Genomic DNA, 24,240 nt, shown 5'->3' on the forward strand with positions numbered 1-24,240 from the left:
CGTGATTCCTGCGGAATCCAACGATTCTGATCCTCTGCAGCCTTTGACAACGGCTATAGGAGCTTTCCGGGCAGCTCACAGTCACGTGCAGAGAGGCTCCCGCCGACCAAGGTGGGAGCCTCTCTGCTTGCTTCCGCGTTTCCCCAGCTCAGGGCGCCAGGGCGAGATGCAGCTTAATGACACCTGCCGACACGGGCGCGTTCGCCCAAGGGACGTCCGAGTTCATGCTGTCCGGCCTAGTGCCGGACATCGCAAGGGAAATGCATGTGTCCATCCCGGCTGCGGGATCCCTGACCGCGGCGTTCGCAGTGGGGATGCTCATCGGCGCGCCACTGATGGCGATGCTGAGTCTGCGCTGGTCACGACGTCGCGCACTCCTGGCCTTCCTGGTCACCTTCCTGCTCGTCCATGTCCTCGGCGCAGTCACCACCAGCTACGGGATATTGCTGGCCACGCGGGTCGTCGCAGCGCTCGCCAACGCCGGGTTCCTGGCGGTCGCTGTAGCGACCGCGACCACCATGGTCGGGCCGAACGCCAAGGGCCGCGCCACCTCCGTCCTGCTCGGTGGCGTCACCATCGCCTGTGTCGCGGGCGTTCCGGCCGGCGCCTTGCTCGGCCAACTGTGGGGATGGCGCTCGGCGTTCTGGGCGGTGGCCATCGCATCGGTACCCGCCGTCATCGCCATCCTGCGGTCGGTACCTGCCGGCGCTCCCGACTCCGCCGCCACGAGCGCGCGCAGGGAACTGCGTTCGCTGCGCAGCCCTCGGCTTCTTGTGACCCTGCTCCTGGGTGCCCTTGTGAACGGCGCGACTTTCTGCACCTTCACCTACCTCGCACCACTGCTCACCACCACTACCGGAATCGGATCCGCATGGATGCCCGCCATGCTGGCGCTCTTCGGCCTGGGTTCGTTCCTCGGTGTCACCATCGGCGGCCGCATGGCCGACGCGCGCCCCGTCCCGCTCCTCGTGACCGGCGGGGCGGCTCTGCTCATCGGCTGGGTCGTCTTCGCGGTAGCGGCCGGAAACCAGGTGGCGGCGATCGTGCTCGTCCTCATCCAGGGAACCCTCTCGTTCGCCGTCGGATCCACGTTGATCTCACAGGTGCTGTACGCGGCGACCGAGGCGCCCACCCTGGCCGGCGCGTTCGCCACGGCCGCGTTCAACGTGGGTGGCGCAACAGGCCCCTGGCTCGGCGGGATCGCCATCACCGCGGGTCTCGGCTACCGCTCACCACTGTGGGTCAGCGCGCTGCTGGTGACCCTCGCACTCGCAACTGCCGGAACGGCCCAGGGGATTCGGCGGCGCAACACGGCAAGCCGACACGAGAAGCCGCCCACAGCTGCGCTGTAGCGGATCGGCTGCCGGGCACCCCATTCATGTGAACGGTCTTCCCCATTCGCGAACCAGAACCGGCACCTGGATCCCCCTACAACAGCAAAACCAAACGGCCCTGCCCCTGGCCAGGTCACCCAGACTCTCCTGATCGCCATCATGACCGCCGTAGGGATCCTGGGCATCCAGGATCCCTGGACATCCGGGAAACCTGGCTCTACCGGCGCACCGATTCCCGCCGACCGACCTCGGCTACGAGATCGTTCCCGCGCCAAGCCCAGGACGGCCGGATGCTGAACTGCCTCAGAAATCCGGTCGCGACAGGCATCGAACGATTCCCCGGAACGCGAAAATCCCGCCCGATCTCACGATCGGACGGGATCTCGTCAACCGAACCTGAGCTAACTCAAGAACGGCCCGCTGTGGACCTGAGGGGACTCGAACCCCTGACCCCCTCGTTGCGAACGAGGTGCGCTACCAGCTGCGCCACAGGCCCTTGCGACGAGTGAAACTCTAGCATCTCGTTCGCGGTGCTCGGAAATCGCTTTCGGTGCTGGTCAGCGGAGGGCCGTCACTCGTTCGCCGCGCGCGGGCGGTCCTCGTTCTCGTACTGGTCGAAGAGGGGGGTGCGGCCGCGGGGGCGGCGGGCGGGGGTTTCGGGCTGGGGGCGGTCGGGGGCGGCGCTGGAGCGGGCGGAGCTCCAGGCGTCGTCGGCGTCCAGGTCGACGTGGCTGGTGGCGCGTGGGGCGACCGGGGCCGTGACGTACGTCGGGAGGGGGACCGGGACCGGTTCCCAGCTGCCGGAGGCGGGGCGTGGGCGTTCGCGCTCGCGCTGCTGGTCGACCCACTCGGCGTGGTCGGTCTCCTCCACGAGGGCGCGACGGCCCGCGGTGTGGGCGGGCGTCGCCGGGCGAGGCGGTTCCGGGGCGGCCTCGGCGGGGGCGGCGTCAGGGTGGGCGTCGGCCTGGTGGTCGGCGGCGAGCGGCTGGTCGGCCGCCTGCTGGGGGCGGGGCCTGCCTTCCCGCAGTCGTTGCGCTGCCGCCTCCGCCTGGCGCTGGTCCATGGTGAAGACGAAGCGGCGGCGCTCCTGGATGCGCAGGTAGACGATGTAGGCGGTGAGCAGGAGCGCAGGGATGGCGGGGGCCCAGAGGAAGGGGAGGCCGCCGACGGCTGCGGCGATGGCGCCGATGGTGAAGGTGAAGAAGAGGATGGTGATGGTGCGGCGACGACGGGCGAGGACCTTGGCGCGCTTGGTGCGCTCGGCGGCGGAAGGGCGCGGCGGGGCGGGGGTGGTCGCCTTCACCCGGGTGGGGGTGGCGTCGCCGGAGGCCGCGGGGGCCGGTGCGGGGTCACTGAAGGGCCGGACGTCGGCCGGTTCGGCCGCGGCGTCCGGGTCCTGCTCGTCGCCCGCATCGTCGGCGGGGCACTCCTCCTGCCCCTTGGCGTAGCGGCGTTGCATGGCCGCACGTCCGGACAGGAGCCGGATGGCAGTGCTGAAGCGCTCGGTCGGACGGGCCTCGTTGAGCTCGTCCTGCCTACGGAGCCACATCGGCACCAAGTAGGCGGCCCAGGCCCCGACGATGACTGCGTAGATGAGGCCGCTGCTTCTCACAACTCACACGGTAGAGGGGTTTCCGTGGGGCCATACGCCAATTGGGCCGGTGTGTCGCACGATCTGGCTGATATCTCGAACTTTTTTTGTGATTGTTGAGATCACCACGCCGCGAATCCGGTCAATCCGTGAAGCATTTCGAACATTTATTTTATTTGTGGGGTGTGCCAGGAGTTCCCGGTGTGCTGGGCTTGTGGTGCCGCCAGCGGTTGAGCAGGCCTTCCGGTACCTCTTCGGCGGTGAGGGCGAATACCACGTGATCGCGCCAGGCACCATCGATGTGCAGATAGCGCGGCCGGATCCCCTCCTCGCGAAAGCCGAGCTTTTCGACCACGCGGCGGCTGGGGGTGTTCTCCGGGCGAATGCAGACCTCGATGCGGTGGAGTCCGACGGTGCGGAAACAGTGGTCGACGGCGAGCGCCACGGCGGTCGGCATGACGCCTCGGCCGGCCACTCCCTGGTCGACCCAGTAGCCGATATGGCCGGAGCACATGGAGCCCCAGGTGATGCCGGCGACCGTGAGCTGGCCGGCGAGTTGGCCCTTGTATTCGACGACGAACGGCAGCATCCGGCCGGCGTGTGCCTCGGCGCGCAGATGGCGGACCATCTGGCGGTACGTGGGCCGGTGCGGCGACGGGATGCCGGGCGGGGGCGGCGGGATGGTCGCTTCCCAGGGGCGCAGCCAGTCGCGGTTGCGGCGGTTGACCTCGCGCCAGGGCCGCTGGTCGCGCAGCTTTATCGGGCGGAGGGAGACATCTCCGTCCGTCAGGACCACCGGCCAGGGCGCGTTCAGCTCGGGCTCCCGGAGGGTCTGGGGTGGTCGCCGCCGCGGATCTGGTCGACGGCGTGCGGCAGGAGTTCGGCGAGGACGGCGAGCCCGTCGCGGACACCGCCCGTCGAGCCGGGGAGGTTGATGATCAAGGTGGTGGCTGCGACGCCTGCCAGGCCGCGGGAGAGGGCGGCGGTGGGGATCTTGGCGCGGCCGGCGGCGCGGATCGCCTCGGGGATGCCCGGCACCTCGTAGTCCAGGACCCGGCGGGTGGCCTCGGGGGTGCGGTCGGTCGGCGAGATGCCCGTACCGCCGGTGGTGAGGATGACGGCGTAGTGGGAGGAGGCGACGGCTTCGCGGAGGGCGGCCTCCACCGGGTCGCCGTCGGGGACCACCTGCGGGCCGTCGACCTCGAAGCCCATCGCGGTCAGGCCGTCGGCGAGCAGCGGGCCGCCCTTGTCCGGGTAGACGCCGGCGGCGGCGCGGTGGGAGGCGGTGACGACCAGCGCGCGGGCGGGACTCATGACCGGCTCCAGTCGCCGGACTTGCCGCCGGTCTTCTCCTCTACGCGGATGTCGGAGATGACCGCGGCCTTGTCGACGGCCTTGATCATGTCGACGACGGTGAGGGCGGCGACGGAGACGGCGGTCAGCGCCTCCATCTCGACGCCGGTGCGGTCGGTGGTTTTGACGGTGGCAACGATCTCTACGGCTTCGTCGGTCACGGAGAGGTCGACCTTGACGCCGGAGACGGCCAGCGGGTGGCAGAGCGGGATCAGGTCGGGGGTGCGCTTGGCGCCCATGATGCCGGCGATCCGGGCGGTCGCCAGGGCGTCGCCCTTGGGCACGCCCTCACCCCGCAGCAGCTCGATGACCCGCGGCGATACCAGGACGCGACCGCGGGCGCGGGCGGTGCGGGCGGTGACGTCCTTCCCGGAGACGTCGACCATCCGGGCCGCGCCCGCCGCGTCGAGGTGGGTGAGGTGTTGCTGGCCGCTGCTCATCGTTCTCCTGCTCCGGACCGTGCCGCGCCTGTGGGACGACACCGTACCCGCAGCGGCGGAAGGCTACCCGAGCAGGACGACGTCCACGGCTCCGCCCGCGGCGAGCTCGGTGGTGTCCTCGGGGACGATGATCAGGGCGTTGGCGTGCGCCATGGCCTTGATCAGGTGTGAGCCGGCGCCGCCTACGGGGGTGACCCGGCCGGCCGCGGGGTCGTAGGAGCCGCGCAGGAACTGCCGCTTGCCCTTGGGAGAGGAGGCGATGGCGGCGGTGCACTCGGCGCGCGCGATGGGGCGGTGCACGTCGGGCAGCCCCATCAGGGTGCGGATGGCGGGGCGTACGAACAGCTCGAAGGAGACGTAGGAGCTGACGGGGTTGCCGGGCAGTGCCAGCAGCGGGGTGCGGTCGGGGCCGATCAGGCCGAAGCCCTGGGGCTTGCCGGGCTGCATGGCCAGTTTGCGGAACTCGACCAGGCCCTCGTCGGTGGACAGATCGGCGAGGGTCTCCTTGACCACGTCGTATGCGCCGACGCTGACGCCGCCGCTGGTGACGAGGATGTCGGCCCGGATGAGCTGGTCCTCCAGGGTGGCGCGGAGCGTCTCGGCGTCGTCGGCGACGGCGCCGACGCGGTAGGCGATGGCTCCGGCGTCCCGGGCGGCGGCGGTGAGCTGGAAGCTGTTGGAGTCGTGGATCTCGCCGGGGCCCAACTCCTCGCCGGGCTGGACCAGTTCGCTGCCGGTCGACATCACGACGACCCGGGGGCGGGGGCGGACGGTGACGGTGCCGCGGCCGATGGCGGCGAGCAGGCCGATCTGCGACGGGCCGAGCACCGTGCCCGCCTGGAGGGCCGGCTCTCCCGCGGAGACGTCGCTGCCGCGGGCGCGGATGTGGGCGCGCTCGACGACCGGGCGATGCACCCGGACCTCGCCGGTGGCGTCCTGGGGGGCGGCGCTGTGGTGGCGCATCGCCGCGGCCGGGCCCTCACCCGTGCCGCCGTCGGTCCACTCGACGGGGACGACCGCCTCGGCGCCGGGCGGCACCGGGGCGCCGGTCATGATGCGGGCGGCCTCCCCGGGGCCGACCACCGGCAGCTCGCCGCTGCCCGCCGCGACATCGCCGATGACGGTGAGGGCGGCGGGGAACTCCTCCGTGGCGCCCGCGACATCGGCGACACGGACCGCGTAGCCGTCCATGGAACTGTTGTCGAAGGGCGGCAGGGCGACCGGGACGCTGACGTCCTCGACCAGGACGCAGCCCTGGGCGTCGAGGAGTTGCAGCTCGATCGGGTCCAGCGGGTGGATCTTCGACAGGACGTCGTCGAGGTGCTCGGCCACCGACCAGACGCGGTCCTGGTGGCTGGTCTGGCCGGTGGTGCCGTTCAACGTCTTACATCTCCTCGGTCACATAACTGCGAAGCCAGGCCCGGAAGTCCGGGCCCAGGTCTTCACGTTCGCATGCGAGTCTGACAATGGCACGCAGGTAGTCGCCGCGGTCGCCGGTGTCATAGCGGCGGCCCTTGAAGACGACGCCGTGTACCGGGCCGCCGAGGGAGGGGTCGGCGGCCAGCGCCTGGAGGGCGTCGGTCAGCTGGATCTCGCCGCCGCGGCCGGGCTCGGTCTTGCGCAGCACCTCGAAGACGGCCGGGTCGAGGACGTAGCGGCCGATGATGGCGAGGTTGCTGGGGGCCTCGGCCTGGTCGGGCTTCTCGACGAGGTCGGAGACCTTGACGACGTCGTCGTCGCCGGTGGGGGCGGCGGCCGCGCAGCCGTAGAGGTGGATCTGCGCCGGGTCGACCTCCATCAGGGCGATGACGGAGCCGCCGTGCTCTTCCTGTACCTCGATCATGCGCTGCAGCAGGGGGTCGCGGGGGTCGATGAGGTCGTCACCGAGGAGGACCGCGAAGGGCTGGTCGCCGACGTGCGGGGCGGCGCAGAGCACGGCGTGGCCCAGGCCCCTGGGGTTGCCCTGCCGCACGTAGTGCATGGTCGCCAGGTCGCTGGACTCCTGGACTCTGGCGAGCCGGGATTCGTCGCCCTTGCGGTGCAAGGCCTCTTCGAGCTCGTAGTTGCGGTCGAAGTGGTCTTCGAGGGGGCGCTTGTTGCGGCCGGTCACCATCAGGACGTCGAGGAGCCCGGCGGCGGCTGCCTCCTCCACCACGTACTGGATGGCGGGCTTGTCGACGACCGGGAGCATCTCCTTGGGGGTGGCCTTGGTGGCGGGGAGAAACCGGGTGCCGAGGCCGGCTGCAGGGATGACAGCCTTGCTGATCCGCGTGTGCGATGGGGTCATGCGCGCCACCATAACCGGCCCTATCGGAAGGATGATGAGGGTCTGGTGAATAGAGCATGAGAGCGGGAGCAAGGGCCCACAGTGAGCATTGATCACGGTAGAAAGCGCAGGTTGCGGCAGGATCTCCTGGAGGTTAGAAGAGCGTTGCCGCCGGATGTCGTCACGGCGACGGGGGAGGCGCTGGCCCGGCGGACGCTGGAACTGGACGAGTTCCGGGCCGCGCGGGAAGAAGCGCGCGAGCGTGACGCAGATCTCGAATCTCCCGTCGGTGAATTTCCTGTTGGCGAATTTCCTGGTGGCGAATCTCCCTTTCCGGCCGTCCCGTTGACCGTCGCCGCATATGTCTCGATCGGCAGCGAGCCCTCCACGCGCGCTCTGCTGGACCGGCTGCGGGCCGACGGGGTGCGGGTGCTGCTGCCCGTTCTCCTGCCGGACAACGATCTGGACTGGGCGCCCTACGAGGGCGCCGAGCGCCTGGTGCGGGCGGGCCGCGGGCTGCTGGAGCCGGACGGCGGGCGGCTGGGCCCGGAGGCCGTCACCGGGGCCGATGTGGTGCTGCTGCCCGGTCTGGCGGTGGACGGCCGTGGGCTGCGGCTGGGGCGCGGCGGCGGCTCGTACGACCGGGTGCTGGCGCGGCTGGAGCGGGCCGGGGCCGATCCGGCGCTGGTGGTGCTGCTCTACGACACGGAGGTGCTGGCGCGGGTGCCGGCCGAGCCGCACGACCGCCATGTGCACGCGGCGGTGACTCCGTCGGGGGTGCACCGGTTCGCGCGGGCGGGCGGGGGCCGTACGGGGGCCTGACACCGGGCCGTACGCCCCCGGGAAACACCATCGGGGAAAGCCATCGGGCGGGCCGGAAGATCTCCGGCCCGCCCGATGGTGTTGGTGTGACGGCGTTACAGCGTTCTCGCCGTAACAGCGTTACAGCCAGGTGTTACCGGCTGCCTCACGGGGACAGCGTCAGCGTCTCCTTCGCCGCCTTCTTCACGGCCTTCTCGCTGAAGGCCCACGGCAGCAGTTCGCCCTTGGCCCACTTGTCGGTCTGGTCGTAGTAGTTCGTGTGGTAGGCGTGCCCGGAGGCGCCCGTGAGGTTGATCCAGCGGGATTTGTCGAGGTCGGCGAGGTTGACGACCATCCGCATCGACGGGACCCAGGTGACCTTGTAGCCGCCCGCGGCGTTCCAGCCGCTGGCGTCCACCGCGGCCTCGCCGCCCCCGAGGTTCCACGGGCCTCGGTTGAACAGGCCCTGCAGGGGGCCGGGCCCGTCCGTGCCCAGGGTCTGGTTCTTCAGGAACAGCTGGTGCAGCCGTCCCCAGCTCCAGTTGTCGATGTTCTTGCCGAGCTTGGACGTCAGCTCGTAGCGGGCGTCCTGCATGGCGTGCGCGAGGAGCTGGTCGCGGTTCTTGTCGCCGGGCTGTCCGGGCCGGGCCTCGGTCTTCCACCAGGCGTTGTCCGGGTCGTCCAGGATGTTGCGGACGACCTCGTACCAGCGGTCGCCGCCGTCGGGCTGGGCGCTGTCGCCGGCCCGCTCGCCGCATTCGCGGACCAGCTTCTGGAGGTCGTCGGCGGGGCCGGTCTCGTTGGCCGGGGGGACGTTCAGGCACTGGCCCTCGACCCGCAGTTCCTTGGGCATCTTGTTGCCGAAGGCGAGCTTGAGGGTGTTGCGCCAGACCGCGTTGAAGTAGGCGGCCGCGGCGGAGTCGGGCTCCTGGGTGAAGTCCCAGCCCTCCAGCAGCTGCTGGGCGTCGCGGACGTACTTGTCCTTGATGTCGATCTTCGTCAGGTAGGGCGTCAGCAGCCGGGCGATCTCGCTGCTGTTGTCCTTCTGGAAGGTCTGCATGTCATCCGTCGAGACCTTGCCGCCGTCCTTGATCTTCGACTCGATGAGGTCGTTGATCCGCTGGCTGCGGGAGCCGTAGCCCCAGTCCTTGGTGAGCAGGTACGGGTACTTGGCCTCGTCGACGACGGCCTGGTTGGCGGTCACGATGAAGCCGCGCGCCGGGTTGTACTCGTACGGCAGGGCCTTCTGCGGGATGTAGCCGGTCCACTGGTACTTCGGGTCCCAGCCGGGCGCCGGGAGGGTGCCGTCGACGCCCTTGGCGCGGACCGGGATCCGGCCCGGGGCCTGGTAGCCGATGTGGCCCTTGGTGTCGGCGTAGATCAGGTTCTGGGACGGGACCTCGAAGTGCTCGGCGGCCTTGCGGAAGCTGCTCCAGTCCTTGGCCCGGCCGAGCTCGAAGACGGCGTCCATGGAGTTGCCGGGGGTCAGCGCGGTCCAGCGCAGCGATACGGCGTAGCCGTCGCCGCGGTCCGGGGCGGCGTTGCCGACCGGCGCGTCTTTGCCGACCTTGGACAGCTCGTCGTCGCGGTCGGAGACGATCGGCCCGTTGTTGGTGGCGCGGACGGTGATGTCGCGGCTCTCCCCGCCGGCGATCTTGATCGTCTCCTTGCGGGTGGTGAAGGCCCGCTGCTTGCCGTCGTAGAGGTACCCGTCGGCGTTGATCTTCTCCAGGTACAGGTCGGAGACGTCCGCACCGAGGTTGGTCATGCCCCAGGAGATGTCCTGGTTGTGGCCGATGACGACGCCCGGCATCCCGGAGAACGTGAAACCGGAGACGTCGTAGTTGCACTTGGGGCCGGTGGTACGGCAGTGCAGGCCCATCTGGTACCAGAGCGAAGGCATCTGGGGCGCCAGGTGCGGGTCGTTGGCGAGCAGCGGCTTGCCGGTGGTGGTGTGGTCACCGGAGACGACCCAGGAGTTGGAGCCGATACCGCTTCCGTTGGGGCCGAGCAGCGCCGGGACCTCGTCGAGGGTCTTGGACAGCGAGGAGAGCTGCGACTGCAGGCCGGAGGCGGCGCCGCCGGTCCCGGCCGGGGCGTTGGCGGCCGTGCCCTTGGGGCGGAACTGCTTGGTGGCGGGGTCGACCGCGCCGCCCTCGACGATCGGCTTGTTCCGCTTGTACGGGTACTGCGGGTAGAGCTCGGCGATCTGGGCCGGGGTGAAGCGGCTGGTCATCAGGGAGCGGTCGATCTCTTCCTGCATGTTGCCGCGCAGGTCCCAGGCCATCGCCTTGAGCCAGGCCACCGAGTCGACCGGCGTCCACTTCTCCGGCTTGTAGTCGTTCTCGAAGTCCAGCGCCGCGTACTCCAGGGACAGCGCCGAGCCCTCGTGGTCCTTGAGGTAGGCGTTGACGCCGTCGGAGTAGGCCTGGAGGTATTTCTTGGTGCTGGGCGAGAGCTTGGTGTCGTATTCCTTCTGCGCGACGTGGTGCCAGCCGAGGGTGCGCAGGAACGTGTCGGTCTTGACCTGGCTCTTGCCGAACATCTCCGAGAGCCGGCCGGCCGTCATGTGGCGACGTACGTCCATCTCCCAGAAGCGGTCCTGGGCCTGGACGAAGCCCTGGGCGCGGAAGAGGTCCTCGTCGGTGTCGGCGTAGATCTGCGGGATGCCGTTGCCGTCCCGCGAGACATCGACCGGGCCGGACAGACCTGGGAGCTTGAGCGAGCCGGTGGTCTCCGGGAAGGAGGCGCGTACGGTGCCGACCCCCCAGAACGCGCCACAGCCGATGCCCGCCACCAGCACAAGCACGACCGTGATCAGTACGAGGCGGCCACGCCGCCCCTTCTTCTTCTTTGGGGCTGGGCCGGACTTGTTGGCGGGCATCTCTGTCCTTCGAGGGGCAGGGTGGGAGTGCTGGAGCAACCATAGGCGCACGGGTTCGGCGACCCCTACGCGGAGTCACCACCAGCAACATGAAACTTTCAAGTAATGGTAAATTGTTAGTCTCAGTAACTAGATACGGTAAGGAACCCCCGCCCCCCAGTCTCCGATGTCCCCCAACGGAACCCGTGCGAGGAAGGACCAGCTCCCCTGACTGTCGACCACCTCAATCAACTCCTGCTGATCTGCTCGCTCGTACTGCTCATAGCGGTGGCCGCAGTACGGCTCTCCTCGCGCAGCGGGCTCCCCAGTCTGCTCATCTACCTGGGGATAGGCATCGCCATAGGGCAGGACGGCCTCGGCGGGGTCATCTTCGACAACGCGGAGCTGACCCAGCTCCTCGGCTATTCCGCCCTGGTCGTGATCCTCGCCGAGGGCGGCCTCGGCACCAAGTGGAAAGAGATCAAACCGGCGCTACCCCAGGCGGCGCTGCTCTCGACGGTCGGCGTCGCGGTGAGCGTGGGGGTCACCGCGGCCGGAGCGCACTATCTGGCCGGGCTCGACTGGCGCCAGGCACTGCTGATCGGCGCGGTGGTCTCGTCCACGGACGCCGCCGCGGTGTTCTCCGTGCTGCGCAGCGTGCCGCTGCCCGCGCGGCTGAAGGGTGTCCTGGAAGCCGAATCCGGCTTCAACGACGCCCCTGTGGTCATCCTCGTGGTGGCCTTCTCCACCGCCGGGCCGGTCGACCACTGGTACGTCCTGATCGGCGAGATCACCCTGGAGCTGGCGATCGGCGCCGCCATCGGGCTGGCCATCGGCTGGCTCGGCGCGTACGGCATGCGGCATGTGGCACTGCCCGCCTCCGGCCTCTACCCGATCGCCGTCATGGCCATCGCCGTCTCCGCCTATGCGGCCGGCGCGCTGGCGCACGGCTCCGGCTTCCTCGCCGTCTACCTGGCCGCGATGATCCTCGGCAACGCCAAGCTGCCGCATGCCCCGGCCACCCGCGGCTTCGCCGAGGGCGTCGGCTGGATCGGCCAGATCGGCATGTTCGTCCTGCTCGGTCTGCTGGTCACCCCGCACCGCCTCGTCAACGACTTCGTCCCCGCGCTGGTCATCGGCCTGATCCTGACGATCGTGGCCCGGCCGACGTCCGTATTCGCGGCACTGGTGCCGTTCCGGATGCCGTGGCAGGAGAAGACGCTGCTGTCCTGGGCCGGGCTGCGCGGCGCGGTGCCGATCGTGCTGGCCACCATCCCGATGGTGGGCGACGTGCCCGGCAGCGAACGGGTCTTCAACATCGTCTTCGTCCTGGTCGTCGTCTACACGCTCATCCAGGGGCCGACGCTGCCGTGGCTGGCCAGGCGGTTGCAGCTCGGCGACGGGAAGGAGGCCGCCGACCTGGGCATCGAGTCCGCGCCCCTGGAACGGCTGCGCGGCCATCTGCTGTCCACCTCGATCGGGCCGACGTCCCGGATGCACGGCGTCGAGGTCGGCGAGCTGCGGATGCCCAAGGGCGCCGCGGTCACCCTGGTCGTACGGGACGGCACAAGCTTCGTACCGGCGCCCACGACGGTGCTGCGGCACGGCGACGAGCTGCTGGTGGTCGCCACCGACCCGGTGCGCGACGCGGCCGAGGACCGGCTGCAGGCGGTCTCCCAGGGCGGCAAGCTGGCCGGCTGGCTGGGGGCGGGCGAGGCCGGTGGCGCCGCGGCAGGTGAGGCCGGTGGGGCCCGTCCGACCGGCGAGGTGGGGACGGCACCGGCCGGCGGGGTCGGCGGCGCCCTGGTGCGGTTCCGGCTCGGCGCCTTCCGCGAGCGGCTTTCCAAGGGCCGCGGCAGCCGCTGAACAAACGGCCGCGGCGCCCGCTGGACGCGGAATGTGCCGTAGATCTCCACCGATCTCAAGGAATTTTCCGTGGAGCCCTGGTTAATCCCAGGGCTCCACGCACTTCGACCTGTAGTATGAAGAAGCAACATCAACGAACCACCTCTGCCTGACGCAGAGCTGGCGCGACCGCTCAGCGGCCGCGGTCCCCTGCCACACGCAGCCACCTTCCCCGGTGCGGACCACGCGGTATCACTCGGTCCTGCGCGAGAGGACAGCTCTCGGCGCGTTACCCGTGACGACCTCGCGGCGGCGTGCTACCAGGCGGCAGAAAGGCCCGGCCGTGGCATCCGCGGTCAAGGACTCCCGTCCTGGTTACGGACAACTGCTGCGCACCCCCGGTGCATGGACATTCCTGCTGCCCGGCTTTCTGGCCCGGCAGCCGTTCGCGATGCTGACGATCGGCATCGTGCTGCTCGTCGAATCCACCACCGGCTCCTACGGCATCGCCGGCACGGTCTCCGCCGCGACCGGTGTCTCGATGGCACTGTTCGCCCCGCAGAGCGGCAAGCTCGCCGACCGCTTCGGCCAGCGCGCGGTGCTGCTCCCCGGCGTCCTGGTGCACGTCGCGGGCGTCTGCGCCCTGATCACCCTGGCCCTCGCGCACGCCCCCCTGTGGGCGCTGCTCGCGGTGGCCGTCCCCACGGGCGCCTCCACGCCGCAGGTCGGCCCGATGGTGCGGGCCCGCTGGGCCGCCCGGCTCGGCGGCAGCCCGCTGATGCCGACCGCCGCCGCCTTCGAGTCGGTCACCGACGAGTTCACCTTCGTCGTCGGCCCGGTGCTGGCGACCGCGCTGTGCACCGGCGTCCACCCGGCGGCCGGCCTGATCGCCGAGGCCGTACTGACCCTGGCCGGCGGCCTGCTCTTCGCCTCGCAGCGACGCAGCCAGCCGCCCGTCCACCGGGCGCAGGCCGACGGCCGGCCCCGCGTCTCGGCACTGTCGGTGCCCGGCGTACGCGTCCTGATCGTGGCGTTCCTCGGCATCGGCGCCGTCTTCGGCGGCATGCAGGTCTCGCTGACCGCCTTCACCCAGGACATCGGCCAGCCCGGCATCAACGGCGTGCTCTACGGGATCTTCGCGGGCGGCAACATGCTCGCGGGCATCGCCTGCGGCGCGATCGCCTGGAAGGTCGGCCCGCGACGCCGTCTGCTGGTCGCCTACGGGCTGCTGGCGCTGGCCACCACCCCGCTGTGGGCGGTGACCGCGGTACCGCTGCTGGGCGCCGTCGGCCTGGTCGTCGGCCTGTGCATCGCCCCGGCCCTGATCACCGGCTACACGCTCGTCGAGTCGCTGGTGCCGGCCGCCGCCCGTACCGAGGCCTTCACCTGGCTGACCGGCGCGGTCGCGCTGGGCCAGGCGGCCGCGGCCACCGCGTCCGGCCAGCTGGCGGACCGCTTCGGGCCGAGCACCGGATTCCTGGTGCCGCTGGCCGGCACGGTGCTGGCCCTGACGGTGCTGCTGGCGCTCCGTGCGCACCTGATGCCGCGCTCGTCGACGGTGATCGTCGGCTCCGCCGACCGAGCCGCCGACCGAGCCGCCGAGCGCCCCTCCGGTTCTGCCTCCGATTCCGCCTCCGATTCCGTCTCCGGTTCCGTCTCCGGTTCCGTCTCCGGCGGCCTCGGGCGGGAGCTGAACGACGGCCCGGACGAGCGTGGGGTCGGTCACCGTATGCCGGTCACAGTGGACTGACGGGCCGGAATACTGCACTATGGATCGTCGTTAGCACTCATCGAGTGAGAGTGCCAGGAGGAAGTCAAGTGCCGACCTACCAGTACCAGTGCACCGCGTGCGGCGAGGGCCTTGAAGCGGTCCAGAAGTTCACCGACGACGCGCTCACCGAGTGCCCCAGCTGCGCCGGACGCCTCAAGAAGGTGTTCTCCGCGGTCGGCATCGTCTTCAAGGGCTCCGGTTTCTACCGCAACGACAGCCGCGGCTCGTCGTCCAGCAGCAGCCCCGCGAAGTCCTCCTCGGCCACGAGCGGTGCGTCTTCCTCGTCGTCCTCGGACTCGTCGAGCTCCGGCTCCTCGGCCGGCTCCGACACGAAGACCTCGTCCTCGACGTCTTCCTCCTCGGCGCCCTCCAGCAGCAGCTCGGCCGCCTGACCTGCACTTCCCCGGACCCCGCCGTCGCTGACGGCGGGGTCCGCCGCATTTCCGGCGGCCCTCCCCCCCCCCCAGCTCTTCAGGGGCACGAGGACCCCCCGCCAGTCCGCCCCGATAGTGTGACCGGCATGGCTGACGCGGAGATTGGCGTTATCGGCGGGTCGGGTTTCTACTCCTTCCTCGACGACGTGACCGAGATCACGGTGGACACCCCCTACGGGAGCCCCAGCGACTCGCTCTTCCTCGGGGAGATCGCGGGCCGCCAGGTCGCGTTCCTGCCCCGGCACGGCCGCGAACACCACCTCCCGCCGCACCGCATCAACTACCGCGCCAACCTCTGGGCGCTGCGCTCGGTCGGCGTGCGCCAGGTGCTCGGCCCGTGCGCCGTGGGCAGCCTGCGCCCCGAATACGGCCCGGGGACGCTCCTCGTGCCGGACCAGCTCATCGACCGTACGAAGGCCCGCCCGCAGACCTACTTCGACGGCGCGCCCCTGCCCGACGGCAGCGTCCCCAACGTCGTCCACCTGACCTTCGCCGACCCGTACTGCCCCACCGGCCGCCAAGCCGCGCTGACGGCGTCCCGCGGCCGCGACTGGGAGCCGGTCGACGGCGGCACCCTCGTCGTCATCGAGGGCCCGCGCTTCTCGACCCGCGCGGAGTCGCGCTGGCACGCCGCGCAGGGCTGGTCCGTGGTCGGCATGACCGGCCACCCGGAGGCCGTCCTGGCCCGTGAACTGGGCCTGTGCTACACGTCATTGGCGCTGGTCACCGATCTGGACGCGGGCGCCGAGACCGGCGACGGGGTCTCCCACGAGGAGGTGCTCAGGGTCTTCGGCGAGAACGTCGGCCGCCTCCGCGAGGTGCTGTTCGACGCGGTGGGCGCACTCCCCGACAGCACCACACGGAACTGCCTTTGCGCGGACGCGCATGCCGGCTGGGATCTGGGCATCGAGCTGCCGTGACGGGCTGAGGACGCCCGGCCGCCCCTGGCGGGTGGCCGAGTTGTCCACATGGACGGGGCCGTCCACAGCCCGGAGCGGGCCGCGGCGAAATCCGGCACGGTGGTGATCGCCGGGCCCGAACCTCGGATCCGGTCATCCGGTCCGGTCTCGGGTTCGGTCTCGGATCCGGTCTCGGGTCCGATCTCGGGTCCGATCTCGGGTCCGATCTCGGGTCCGATCTCGGGTCCGATCTCGGGTCCGATCTCGGGTCCGATCTCGGGTCCGAAACTCCTCACCGCAGGCGGTGATCACCATGCCCCGTCCGTACACCCCCACCATCGACCCCAGTGACCCCACTGACCCCACTGACCTCATCCTCCCCGCCGATCCCCTCGACTCCACCGAGCCGCTCCTCGCCGCCCCTCCTCTCCCCACTCCCCCACGGTGTGAAGTGCCCCACTTCGAGCCGGTACGGGCGGGGAGCGTCCGGCACCGCTGGCGACGGGCCACGCGGCAGCGCCTGCTGGCCGCCGGCCTGGCGATGACCGCCGCAGCACTGGCCACCGGCATCCCGGCAGACGCCGTACGCGCCGCGTCCGCCCCCGGTTGCCCGGCCGCGACGACCTCCGGAGCGCGGTAGCCATGCCCCAAGATCGAGTGGCGTCCCCACCCACCGCACGCAAAACTGCTGCGAGCGGCCGGGCGGCTGCCGCGCGCCCGAGGCGGCGCGCCCCCATCGCCGATATCGCCCCATCGATCCGCACTGACGCACTGGTCGATCGCCGGTTCGTGTTGCGCGACTGGACACCTCTGCCCTGCCCTGCCGTAAGTTGCGGTGCTGATTGTGGTTGCACCGTCCGTTGTGAGCGTGGAAAGAGGCTGTCAGGTGAGCGAGAACAAGGGCGTCCTGCAGGGATTCAAGGAATTCCTGATGCGCGGCAACGTCATCGAACTCGCGGTCGCGGTCGTCGTCGGTGCGGCGTTCACGAACATCGTCCAGGCCGTGGTCAAGGGCGTCATCAACCCGATCATCGGCGCCCTCGGCTCGCAGAACCTCGACCATTACAAGGCCTGCCTCAGCGCCAGCTGCCACCCGGACAAGAAGACGGGCGAATTCACCGACGGCATCTACGTCCTGTGGGGCTCGGTGCTCAGCGCGGCGCTGACGTTCGTGATCACCGCCGGGGTCGTCTACTTCCTCATGATCCTTCCGATGAACAAGTGGAAGGCCCGCCAGGACGCCAAGAAGCCGGCCGACGACGCCCCGGCGGACCCGACCGAGATCGAGCTCCTCACCGAAATCCGCGACGCCCTGATCGCACAGCGCAACGGCTCGCCCTCCCCGAACGGCTCCGCCGTGGGGGCAACAATCATCAATCAGAAGACTCAGCGGTAACGGGCGCCCACGGCCGGCACACGCCGCCTCATCGCCTCGCTCAGAGGTGGTGGGGCGGTTTTTCGTCGAGGAAGCGGGCCAGGTCGGCAGCGCTGTCCGCGCCGCCCGCGGGACGCTCGCCCCAGCCGCGGTCGGTGTCGTCCGAGGACTGCTGGTTCAGCGGGTCGTCGAAGATCAGGGCGGCGGCAGGCCGGGGGGCCGGGCGCGCGGCGGGCTCGGCCGGGGGCGTCTGGGGCGCGGGGGCCGCTTCGGGTTCGGGGGTGGTGCTCACCCCTTCAGGGTACGGGCCACCGGGCGGCGCCCGACGGCCCGCGCAACCTGCCACGGCGCTTCGGACAACGATGCACGCGTCTGCCCGCCGCAAGGGGCGGCGGCGGGGTTCCGGCGCCGGGGGCCGTCAGCTTCGGCCAACCCGCAGAAGCAGCTTGCCGGTGCTCTTGCGACTGCCGATGAGCCGGTGCGCCTCGGATGCGTCGGCGAGCGGGAACTCGGCTGTGACGGGGAGTTCCACGGTGCCGTCGGCGATCGTAAGGAAGGCGTGTTCGGCCAGCTCGCGTAGTGCCTCCGGTGCCGTCTGGGCCAAGGAGAGAATGGAGAAACCCGAGACCGAGAGCCCCAGCGGGTACAGCTCGGGCTGGCCCACCTGCCAGGGCTCGGCGGAACTCGCATTACCGAACGAGACCAAGCGGCCGAAGACGGCAAGAGCGTCCCGGCTGTGCCGGAAGGTGTCGCCGCCAACAGGGTCCAGGGCGAGGTCGACTCCTCGTCCACCGGTGGCACGGCGGACGTCTTCGGCGAAGCCCGAGCCGACGAACACCTCGTCGTAGCCGTACTTGAGTGCGTGCGCGGCCTTCGACGCCTCCGACACGACGCCGTAGACGGCGGCTGCGCCCGCCGCTTTCGCCAGTTGCCCCGCGACCGTACCAATCCCGCCTGCCGCGCCCTGGACGAGCACGGTCTCGCCTGCCCGCAGGCGACCCACCTCGTGCAGCAGGGCATGCGCACTGGGCAGCACCGTCGGCAGAGTGGCCCCGGTGCGCAGGCTCACGCCTTGCGGAAGCAGGAAGGTGGTCGCCGCGGTGGTGACGACGACCTCCGCATAGGCGCCGCCTTCCGTGAGCGCCGCGACCTCCTGGCCCGGCCGCAGCCCCTCGACGCCCGGGCCGACGGCGCGAACGCGCCCGGAGACTTCCAAGCCCGGACGGAACGGCAGGGACGGGACGCGGTAGCCCTCGGCGCGGGCCTTGAGGTCGGCGAAATTCACACCGGCGTACGCGACATCGATGCTCACCTGCCCCCGGCCGGGCTCAGGAGCCTCGGCCTCCACGACCCTCAGGACCTCCGGTCCGCCGTACTCCTGGAACTCAACCGCACGCATGACAGCACACACCCCCACGAGTGTTCAATGAAAAGCGAACACTCTGACTGTAAGATCTGGATCGAACACTTGGCAAGGGGGATCACGGCATGTCCGACCGCAGCAGTCACCGCGCCGTTCCGGTGCACACCCACCCCGAGGACGTCCCCGTCGAGACCGCGCTCGCCGCGCTCGCCGACCCCGTACGGCTGCAGCTCATACGCGAGTTGGCCGGAGCCGCCGAGTGGTCGCACAGCTGCGGCAGCTTCCACGTACCCGTCGGCAAAGCAGCGCTCAGCCACCACTTCGCGGTGCTACGCGGCGCAGGCCTGGTCGAACAGCGCGACCAAGGCCCCAAACGCCTCAATCGCCTGCGCCGCGAGGAGTTCGACGCCCGCTTCCCCGGGCTGCTCGATCTGGTCCTGCGCGAAGAGGACTAGCCCGCCCCTGGCCGGCCCCTCGGTGGGCGGGCATCGAGAGCGGGCGCTGGGGGCGTTCCTGGCCTGGGCATGGGTCAGCCTGGGCATGGGTCACCGGTCGTTCTTGTCGATTGACCACAGGCCCAGCACCACGAAGAAGGAGAGGACCAGGAATCCCGCGGACCACCAGGCCGTGGTGGTGTCGCCGCGCATCCATTCGTCGACTGCGACGGCCAGCGCCCACAGCTGGCCGACGACGACGGTCATCGCCAGCATCAGGCGGCCGGACAGCTTCGAGGAGCGCTCCGGGTCCTGGTCGGTGCCGGCACCTGGTCCCGGGCCTGTGCTGTGCACCCGTGGGTCGCCGTAGCCACTGGTCGACCGGATCTGCGGGTATCGCTCGCGTACAGGGCGGTTGAGGCGGGGGTCCGCGCTGCCGGGGCGGTAGGGCGGTGAAGCGGGAAGGGGAGGGGTCGGGGGAGCGCCAGGAGGAGTGGGCGGGGTGGGGGGCGGGGGCGGCGGGGAGTCGGTCAAGAGGGTTCGCTCCCTCGGGTGCGGTCGTTCGTCACGGTGCCCGTCCAGCCATCCGTATCGCTGCCTCGCTTGGCGCCCGGGCAGCCTGCTCGGCCCGCCAACTCCGGGTCCTTCTGGATGAGTTGGCGGCACAGGCCCTCTTTGATGCTTTCGCCGGAGCGGGCGGTGCCGATTGCCCAGACGCTGCCGTCGTCACGTTCGTAGAGCACGACCTTGGGCAGTGCGCGGAGCGGCGGTCCGGCCGTGACCTCGCCGGTGCGGGCGTTGAAGGCGCCTTCGTGGCAGGGGCAGTACAGCTCGCCCTCCGGGCCGCGTTCCCTGCGCCACAGGACGGCACAGGCGAGGTGGGTGCAGACGGCGGAGTAGCCGGCGAGGGTGCCGTCGGCGAGGCGGACGGCCACCGCGCGGTCCTCCTCGCCGGGGTAGCGGAAGGCGACGGACTCGCCGAGGGCAATGCTTGCGGCGACGAGTTTGATGTCGCCGTCGCCGTCGCCGCGGCGGTGCAGCACTCCCCCGGCGACGCCCAGCCCGCCGATGGCGAGGCCGCCCGAGACGGTGGCGACGATCCGCAGGTAGTCGCGGCGGGTGGTGAGTGAGCCGGCGCTGATCCGGTCGCGGAGGGCGGCTTCGTCCTGGCCGGAGAGGGAGAGGGGACGCGGTGGGGGTTGGGGGGAGAAATCCCCTTTCCCGGCCGGAAGATGCTCGTCCCCGCCCGGGGGCTGTCCTCCCTCACCCGGGGGTCGTCCTTCCCCGCCCACCGCCGGTGGCTGTTGCATCGTGCTCATCGGCCGTCCGATCCGGCCGCCCGGCACCCGCTGCCGGCTTCCGGTGGAAGCGCATCGCGGCCGTTGATCTCGACCACCGGGAGTCCGCCCGGTACCGGCCACCGGACCTTGTCCGCGGGGACGACCATCGCGACACCGGTGTTCACCACGACATCGCCGAAGGTGAAGGAGTCGGCGACCTCGACTCCGGGACGCTCGGTCCGGAGTTCTTCGAGGGTGCCGTAGAAGAGGGCGCCGGTGGGGCAGACGGTGGCGCACATGGGCGCCAGCCCGTAGGCGGTGCGGTCGTAGCAAAGGTTGCACTTCATCTGGAGTTTGGCTGCCAGGTCGATCTTCGGTACGCCGAAGGGGCAGGCGTTGACGCAGTTGGAGCAGCCGATGCAGCGGGTGGTGTCGGCCTGTTGGACGACGCCGTCGGGGGTGACGAGGATCGCGTCGGCGGGGCAGACCTCGGCGCAGGGGGCGACCGGGTCGGAGCAGTGCATGCAGACGGTGGGGAGGGCGGCGACGGAGCTGCCCTCGTCGGGGTAGTCGAGGTGGATCATCGATGTGCCGCGGTGCGAGTCGCATTCCCGGCAGGCGGATACGCATGCCTGGCAGCCGATGCAGCGGCCCGGGTCGATGAAGATCGTTTTGCCCATCATGGCGGTGTCAGCCCCTTTCCGCGGTACCGCGGCCCTGGGGTGCAGTCGGTGGGAGCGGGGCGGTGCGGGAGAGCCGCGTCCCGGTGCGGGCCTGGCGGCCGGGCGCGGTGGGCGGGGCGGGGACCTCGTCGACGGTGGTCGCGGCCTCGATACGGGCGGCGCAGACCTTGTATTCGGGGATCTTCGAGCGGGGGTCGAGGGCGTCGATGGTGAGGACGTTGGCGGCGGTGGGGTACGGCCAGTGGTAGGGGATGAAGAGGGTGTCGGGGCGGATGGATTCGAGGACGAGGGCGGGGTGGACCGCGGTGCCGCGGCGGGTGACGACGCGTACGGGGTCGCCGTTGCGGAAGCCGTGCGAGGGGTGGACCTCCACCCAGGGGCGCGGGGTCTGTTCGACGAGGGCGCCGAGGCGTCGGGTCTGGTTGCCGGAAAGGTAGTGGGCGACGGTGCGGCCGGTGGTAAGGGAGAGGGGGAATTCCTCGCTGTACGGGTCGATGGGCGGGTGCCATTCGACGGCTTGGAGGTGGATTCTGCCGTCGGGGTGGTAGCTGCGGCCGTCCTCGAAGAGGCGGGGGGTGCCCGGGTGGTCGGTTGCCGGGCAGGGCCAGGCGATACCGCCGGTTTCTTCGAGGCGTTCGTAGGTGATGCCGTAGTAGTCGTTGACGGTTCCGGCGGAGGCGGTGCGGAGTTCTTCGAATACGTCGCGGGAGCCGGTGAAGGCGAACTTGTCGCCGGCGCCGAGGCGGCGGGCGAGTTCGCACATGACCCAGGTGTCGGTGCGTACGCCGGGGGGCGGGTCCTGGGCCTTGTTGTGTTTGATGACGCGGGCTTCGGCGTTGGCCATGACGCCTTCGTCCTCGGCCCAGACGGTGACGGGGAGGACGACGTGGGCGTTCTCCGCGGTCTCGGACAGGAAGAAGTCCAGTTGGAGGTGGAATTCGAGAGCGTCGTAACCCTCCTTCACCACTTGGTAGTTGGGGAGGGAGACGAAGGGGTTGTTGCAGGTCCCGATGAGGCCGCGGATTTCTCGGCGCCGCATTTGGTGGACCATTTCCATCATCGACGTCCCGGCGGACGGGAGTTCGGATTCCTCGATGCCCCAGATGTCGCAGATCTGCTGCCGGTGTTCGGGGTTCGTGATGGAGCGGCCGCCGGGCAGCAGATCGGCCTTCTGGCCGTGTTCGCGGCCGCCCTGGCCGTTTCCCTGGCCGGTGATGGTGCCGTATCCGGCGCCGGGGCGGCCGAGGTGGCCGGTGGCGACACACATGTTGATGATGGACAGGCAGTTCTCGACGCCCTGGCTGTGGTGTTCGACGCCGCGCGCGTGCCAGGCCATGGCGCGTTCGGCGCCGGCGAACCAGCGGGCGACCTGTTCGATCTGTGCGGCCGGGATCCCGCAGATTTCGGCGGCTCGGGCGGGCGGGTAGCCCTCGGCTGTTTTCTTGACGTCGTCCCAGCCGGTGGTGTGGGCCGCGATATACGCCTCGTCCGTCAATTGCTCGCGGATGATGACATGCAGCACGGCGTTGAAGAAGGCGGAATCCGTGCCGGGTTTGAGGGGTACGTGCAGGTCGGCGGTGCGGGCGATGGGGGTTTCGCGGGGGTCGATGACGATGAGCCGCGCGCCCCGGTCCCTCGCGCCCCACACGTACTGGGTCATCACGGGGAAGCATTCGCCGACATTGGATCCCGCGATGAGGACGCAGTCGCTGAGCAGGATGTCGGAGAAGGGATTGGCGGCCCGGTCGATGCCGAAGGCGAGTTTGTTGGCGCCGGCCGCGCTGACCATGCACAGGCGGCCGTTGTAGTCGATGTGTCTGGTTTTGAGGGCGACCCGGGCGAATTTGCCGACGAGGTAGGTCTTTTCGGTGTGGAGGGAGGCGCCGCCGAGCATGCCGAAGGCGTCCGCTCCGTACGTGTCTTGGATGCGCCGGATTTCGGCGACGGTGAAGTCGAGGGCCTCGTCCCAGGAGCATTCCCGGAAGGGTTCGTCGCGGCTGCTGCGGATCAGCGGGGTGGTGAGCCGGTCGGGGTGGTTGACCTGCTGGTAGGCGTTGATGCCTTTGGGGCAGAGCCGCATCCGGTTGATGTCGTGGTTGCGGGGTTCGACGCCGAAGACCTTGCCGGACCGGTTGACGCGGAGATACATGCCGCATTGCACGCCGCAGAAGCAGCAGTGGGTGGGGACGAGGGTTTCGCCGGTCTGGTTGGCGTGCCATTTGTCGGCGGGGATGCCGCCGGCGTCGCGGAAGGTACGGGTGCCGGGCGGGGCGATGGCCGGGTCGATGGGCAGCGTCACTGGTGTCCCTCGGTCGGTTGTGGCCCGAATACCGCTCGGGGCCCGAATTTCGCTTGTGGCCCGGTCACTTGAACCCTCCGCCGCCCGGTCACCTGAATCCCCTGCCGCCCGGTCACTTGAACCCCCGCTTTACCTGCGCGAGGTACGCGCCGCCGCGCAGGATCCGTTTGCAGCGTGGGCAGTATTCGGCCCATTCGTCGAAGTCCAGGTGGAGGTCGCGCATGGTGTCGCGGAGGTTCTCCACGTAGGGGGCGGTGTCGATGAGTTCATGGCAGCGGCGGCAGGTGAAGAGCTTTTCGTCCTGCCGGGCGGTGTATTTGAACAGCTGCATTCCTACGGCTGCGGGCCGCTGCACGATATGGAAGAACTTGCCGAACGGGATGTAGATGAGGGTGAAGACCACCGACACCATGTGCAGCACCGCGAGGAATTCGTAGCCGCCGCCGTGCAGGAAGATCGAGGAGAAGGTCAGCAGGAGTCCGGTGACGGAGATGACGAGGAGGGCGAGCAGCGGGACGATGTCGTAGGCGAAGCGCTGTCCGGTGACGGCGGCGCGGTCCCGCATGCGTCGCCACAGGAAGTAGCCCGCGCCCGCGATGACGAGGACGGCGGCGAGGTCGAGGCCGTGGAACAGTGCCCAGCCGAGGAACCCGGCGGAGTCGAAGCCGAGGACGGTGAATCCCCAGATCCGCATTTCGTAGCCGGGCCCCGGGCCGCTTGCGGAGGTGAAGGTGAACCAGCCCCAGGTGAGCGGGAAGGTGATGACGGCGGCCAGGAGGCAGCCCCAGAAGACGAGTTGGTGGGCGGCCCAGCGGGCGTATGAGCGGGCGCCGAGGAATTTCTGGAAGCCGAGGTAGGTGGCGAGCATCCGGGGCAGGGCGGTGGGTGCCTTGCGGAAGTTCTCCTGGGAGAGGAGGCTGCGCCAGCCTTGCCGGAGCAGCCTTCGGGCGGCCGGTGCGCTGACCCAGACGGTGTAGCGGTAGGTGACGCCGAAGGCGAGGAAGACGGTCGCCACGGCGTACGGGAGCAACGCGGAGTCGAAGTTCCGCAGCATGCGGCTGCCCAGGACGATGGCGGCGATCAGGAGGAGGGCGACGGCCGAGGCCACCAGCGTCGCGCGGACGGCTGGCGACCCCGGCCGGGGCGGTGCCGCTGCCTCCGGTGCGGGGGCCGGGGCGGGTGGGGCGTCTGATGACTGTGGCACGGTCC

Annotated in this window: 23 protein-coding genes and 1 tRNA gene; 9 read left to right on the forward strand and 15 right to left on the reverse strand. The window is 70.2% G+C overall.

Features of this window, described 5'->3' with window-relative positions:
* The first annotated feature begins 176 nt into the window (after nucleotides 1-176).
* Nucleotides 177-1,352: a Cmx/CmrA family chloramphenicol efflux MFS transporter gene (locus AB0I10_RS00395; protein ID WP_363150034.1), complete on the forward strand. Its 1,176-nt coding sequence runs from the start codon at nucleotides 177-179 to the stop codon at nucleotides 1,350-1,352.
* A 405-nt stretch (nucleotides 1,353-1,757) separates the two neighbouring features.
* On the opposite strand, the gene AB0I10_RS00400 is transcribed toward AB0I10_RS00395, so the two are convergent.
* The 7 genes from AB0I10_RS00400 to galU all read right to left on the reverse strand — a co-directional run bounded on the left by AB0I10_RS00400 (nucleotide 1,758) and on the right by galU (nucleotide 7,005).
* Nucleotides 1,758-1,830, reverse strand: a tRNA-Ala gene (locus AB0I10_RS00400).
* A gap of 75 nt (nucleotides 1,831-1,905) precedes the next feature.
* Nucleotides 1,906-2,946 carry a gephyrin-like molybdotransferase receptor GlpR gene (glpR, locus tag AB0I10_RS00405; RefSeq protein ID WP_363150035.1) on the reverse strand — a complete coding sequence of 347 codons (1,041 nt, stop codon included), beginning with the start codon at nucleotides 2,944-2,946 and terminating at the stop codon, nucleotides 1,906-1,908.
* Nucleotides 2,947-3,097: 151 nt separating this feature from the next.
* Nucleotides 3,098-3,721 (reverse strand): GNAT family protein, encoded by a 624-nt coding sequence (locus AB0I10_RS00410; protein ID WP_363150036.1) that lies wholly within the window; start codon nucleotides 3,719-3,721, stop codon nucleotides 3,098-3,100.
* Nucleotides 3,722-3,735: 14 nt separating this feature from the next.
* Nucleotides 3,736-4,239 carry a MogA/MoaB family molybdenum cofactor biosynthesis protein gene (locus tag AB0I10_RS00415; RefSeq protein WP_363150037.1) on the reverse strand — a complete coding sequence of 168 codons (504 nt, stop codon included), beginning with the start codon at nucleotides 4,237-4,239 and terminating at the stop codon, nucleotides 3,736-3,738.
* A complete protein-coding gene (gene moaC / locus AB0I10_RS00420; RefSeq protein ID WP_363150038.1) occupies nucleotides 4,236-4,718 on the reverse strand; it encodes a cyclic pyranopterin monophosphate synthase MoaC in 483 nt (160 codons plus the stop codon). The genes AB0I10_RS00415 and moaC overlap by 4 nt, the downstream gene beginning before the upstream one ends.
* 63 nt (nucleotides 4,719-4,781) lie before the next feature.
* Complete coding sequence (gene glp / locus AB0I10_RS00425) at nucleotides 4,782-6,098, reverse strand: gephyrin-like molybdotransferase Glp (protein WP_363150039.1); 1,317 nt, start codon at nucleotides 6,096-6,098, stop codon at nucleotides 4,782-4,784.
* A gap of 4 nt (nucleotides 6,099-6,102) precedes the next feature.
* Nucleotides 6,103-7,005, reverse strand: coding sequence for a UTP--glucose-1-phosphate uridylyltransferase GalU (gene galU, locus AB0I10_RS00430; protein WP_363150040.1), 903 nt, complete (start codon nucleotides 7,003-7,005; stop codon nucleotides 6,103-6,105).
* A gap of 111 nt (nucleotides 7,006-7,116) precedes the next feature.
* On the opposite strand from galU, the gene AB0I10_RS00435 reads away from it, so the two are divergent.
* Nucleotides 7,117-7,806 (forward strand): 5-formyltetrahydrofolate cyclo-ligase, encoded by a 690-nt coding sequence (locus AB0I10_RS00435; RefSeq protein WP_363150402.1) that lies wholly within the window; start codon nucleotides 7,117-7,119, stop codon nucleotides 7,804-7,806.
* Between the two features lie 145 nt (nucleotides 7,807-7,951).
* On the opposite strand, the gene AB0I10_RS00440 is transcribed toward AB0I10_RS00435, so the two are convergent.
* Nucleotides 7,952-10,669 carry a penicillin acylase family protein gene (locus AB0I10_RS00440; protein ID WP_363150041.1) on the reverse strand — a complete coding sequence of 906 codons (2,718 nt, stop codon included), beginning with the start codon at nucleotides 10,667-10,669 and terminating at the stop codon, nucleotides 7,952-7,954.
* Between the two features lie 261 nt (nucleotides 10,670-10,930).
* On the opposite strand from AB0I10_RS00440, the gene AB0I10_RS00445 reads away from it, so the two are divergent.
* The 6 genes from AB0I10_RS00445 (at nucleotide 10,931) to mscL (ending at nucleotide 16,993) form a co-directional block, all read left to right on the forward strand.
* Nucleotides 10,931-12,514 carry a potassium/proton antiporter gene (locus AB0I10_RS00445; RefSeq protein WP_363150403.1) on the forward strand — a complete coding sequence of 528 codons (1,584 nt, stop codon included), beginning with the start codon at nucleotides 10,931-10,933 and terminating at the stop codon, nucleotides 12,512-12,514.
* 322 nt (nucleotides 12,515-12,836) lie between these two features.
* Entirely contained in the window at nucleotides 12,837-14,243 is a 1,407-nt protein-coding gene (locus AB0I10_RS00450) for an MFS transporter (protein WP_363150042.1), read from the forward strand.
* A gap of 68 nt (nucleotides 14,244-14,311) precedes the next feature.
* A complete protein-coding gene (locus AB0I10_RS00455) occupies nucleotides 14,312-14,656 on the forward strand; it encodes an FmdB family zinc ribbon protein (RefSeq protein ID WP_363150043.1) in 345 nt (114 codons plus the stop codon).
* A 128-nt stretch (nucleotides 14,657-14,784) separates the two neighbouring features.
* Complete coding sequence (locus AB0I10_RS00460) at nucleotides 14,785-15,618, forward strand: S-methyl-5'-thioadenosine phosphorylase (RefSeq protein WP_363150044.1); 834 nt, start codon at nucleotides 14,785-14,787, stop codon at nucleotides 15,616-15,618.
* Between the two features lie 292 nt (nucleotides 15,619-15,910).
* A complete protein-coding gene (locus AB0I10_RS00465; RefSeq protein ID WP_363150045.1) occupies nucleotides 15,911-16,237 on the forward strand; it encodes a hypothetical protein in 327 nt (108 codons plus the stop codon).
* 246 nt (nucleotides 16,238-16,483) lie between these two features.
* Nucleotides 16,484-16,993, forward strand: coding sequence for a large conductance mechanosensitive channel protein MscL (gene mscL / locus AB0I10_RS00470; protein ID WP_363150046.1), 510 nt, complete (start codon nucleotides 16,484-16,486; stop codon nucleotides 16,991-16,993).
* Nucleotides 16,994-17,033: 40 nt separating this feature from the next.
* On the opposite strand, the gene AB0I10_RS00475 is transcribed toward mscL, so the two are convergent.
* Both AB0I10_RS00475 and AB0I10_RS00480 read right to left on the reverse strand, forming a co-directional pair.
* On the reverse strand, nucleotides 17,034-17,264 hold the full coding sequence (locus AB0I10_RS00475; protein WP_363150047.1) for a hypothetical protein: 231 nt from the start codon (nucleotides 17,262-17,264) through the stop codon (nucleotides 17,034-17,036).
* 126 nt (nucleotides 17,265-17,390) lie between these two features.
* Complete coding sequence (locus AB0I10_RS00480) at nucleotides 17,391-18,371, reverse strand: zinc-binding dehydrogenase (protein WP_363150048.1); 981 nt, start codon at nucleotides 18,369-18,371, stop codon at nucleotides 17,391-17,393.
* A gap of 89 nt (nucleotides 18,372-18,460) precedes the next feature.
* On the opposite strand from AB0I10_RS00480, the gene AB0I10_RS00485 reads away from it, so the two are divergent.
* The gene (locus AB0I10_RS00485) at nucleotides 18,461-18,790 is read left to right on the forward strand and encodes an ArsR family transcriptional regulator (RefSeq protein ID WP_363150049.1); all 330 of its coding nucleotides are present in this window, start codon (nucleotides 18,461-18,463) and stop codon (nucleotides 18,788-18,790) included.
* A 90-nt stretch (nucleotides 18,791-18,880) separates the two neighbouring features.
* On the opposite strand, the gene AB0I10_RS00490 is transcribed toward AB0I10_RS00485, so the two are convergent.
* The 5 genes from AB0I10_RS00490 to AB0I10_RS00510 form a co-directional block, all read right to left on the reverse strand.
* The gene (locus AB0I10_RS00490; protein WP_363150050.1) at nucleotides 18,881-19,303 is read right to left on the reverse strand and encodes a hypothetical protein; all 423 of its coding nucleotides are present in this window, start codon (nucleotides 19,301-19,303) and stop codon (nucleotides 18,881-18,883) included.
* A complete protein-coding gene (locus AB0I10_RS00495; protein WP_363150051.1) occupies nucleotides 19,300-20,088 on the reverse strand; it encodes a Rieske (2Fe-2S) protein in 789 nt (262 codons plus the stop codon). Before AB0I10_RS00495 ends, AB0I10_RS00490 begins: the two co-directional genes overlap by 4 nt.
* On the reverse strand, nucleotides 20,085-20,732 hold the full coding sequence (locus AB0I10_RS00500) for a 4Fe-4S dicluster domain-containing protein (RefSeq protein ID WP_363150052.1): 648 nt from the start codon (nucleotides 20,730-20,732) through the stop codon (nucleotides 20,085-20,087). Before AB0I10_RS00500 ends, AB0I10_RS00495 begins: the two co-directional genes overlap by 4 nt.
* 7 nt (nucleotides 20,733-20,739) lie before the next feature.
* Complete coding sequence (locus AB0I10_RS00505) at nucleotides 20,740-23,025, reverse strand: molybdopterin oxidoreductase family protein (protein ID WP_363150404.1); 2,286 nt, start codon at nucleotides 23,023-23,025, stop codon at nucleotides 20,740-20,742.
* Between the two features lie 118 nt (nucleotides 23,026-23,143).
* A complete protein-coding gene (locus AB0I10_RS00510) occupies nucleotides 23,144-24,085 on the reverse strand; it encodes an MFS transporter (protein WP_363150405.1) in 942 nt (313 codons plus the stop codon).
* Nucleotides 24,086-24,240 lie beyond the last annotated feature (155 nt).

It is taken from the genome of Streptomyces sp. NPDC050636 (assembly GCF_040654775.1).
Classification (GTDB): domain Bacteria; phylum Actinomycetota; class Actinomycetes; order Streptomycetales; family Streptomycetaceae; genus Streptomyces.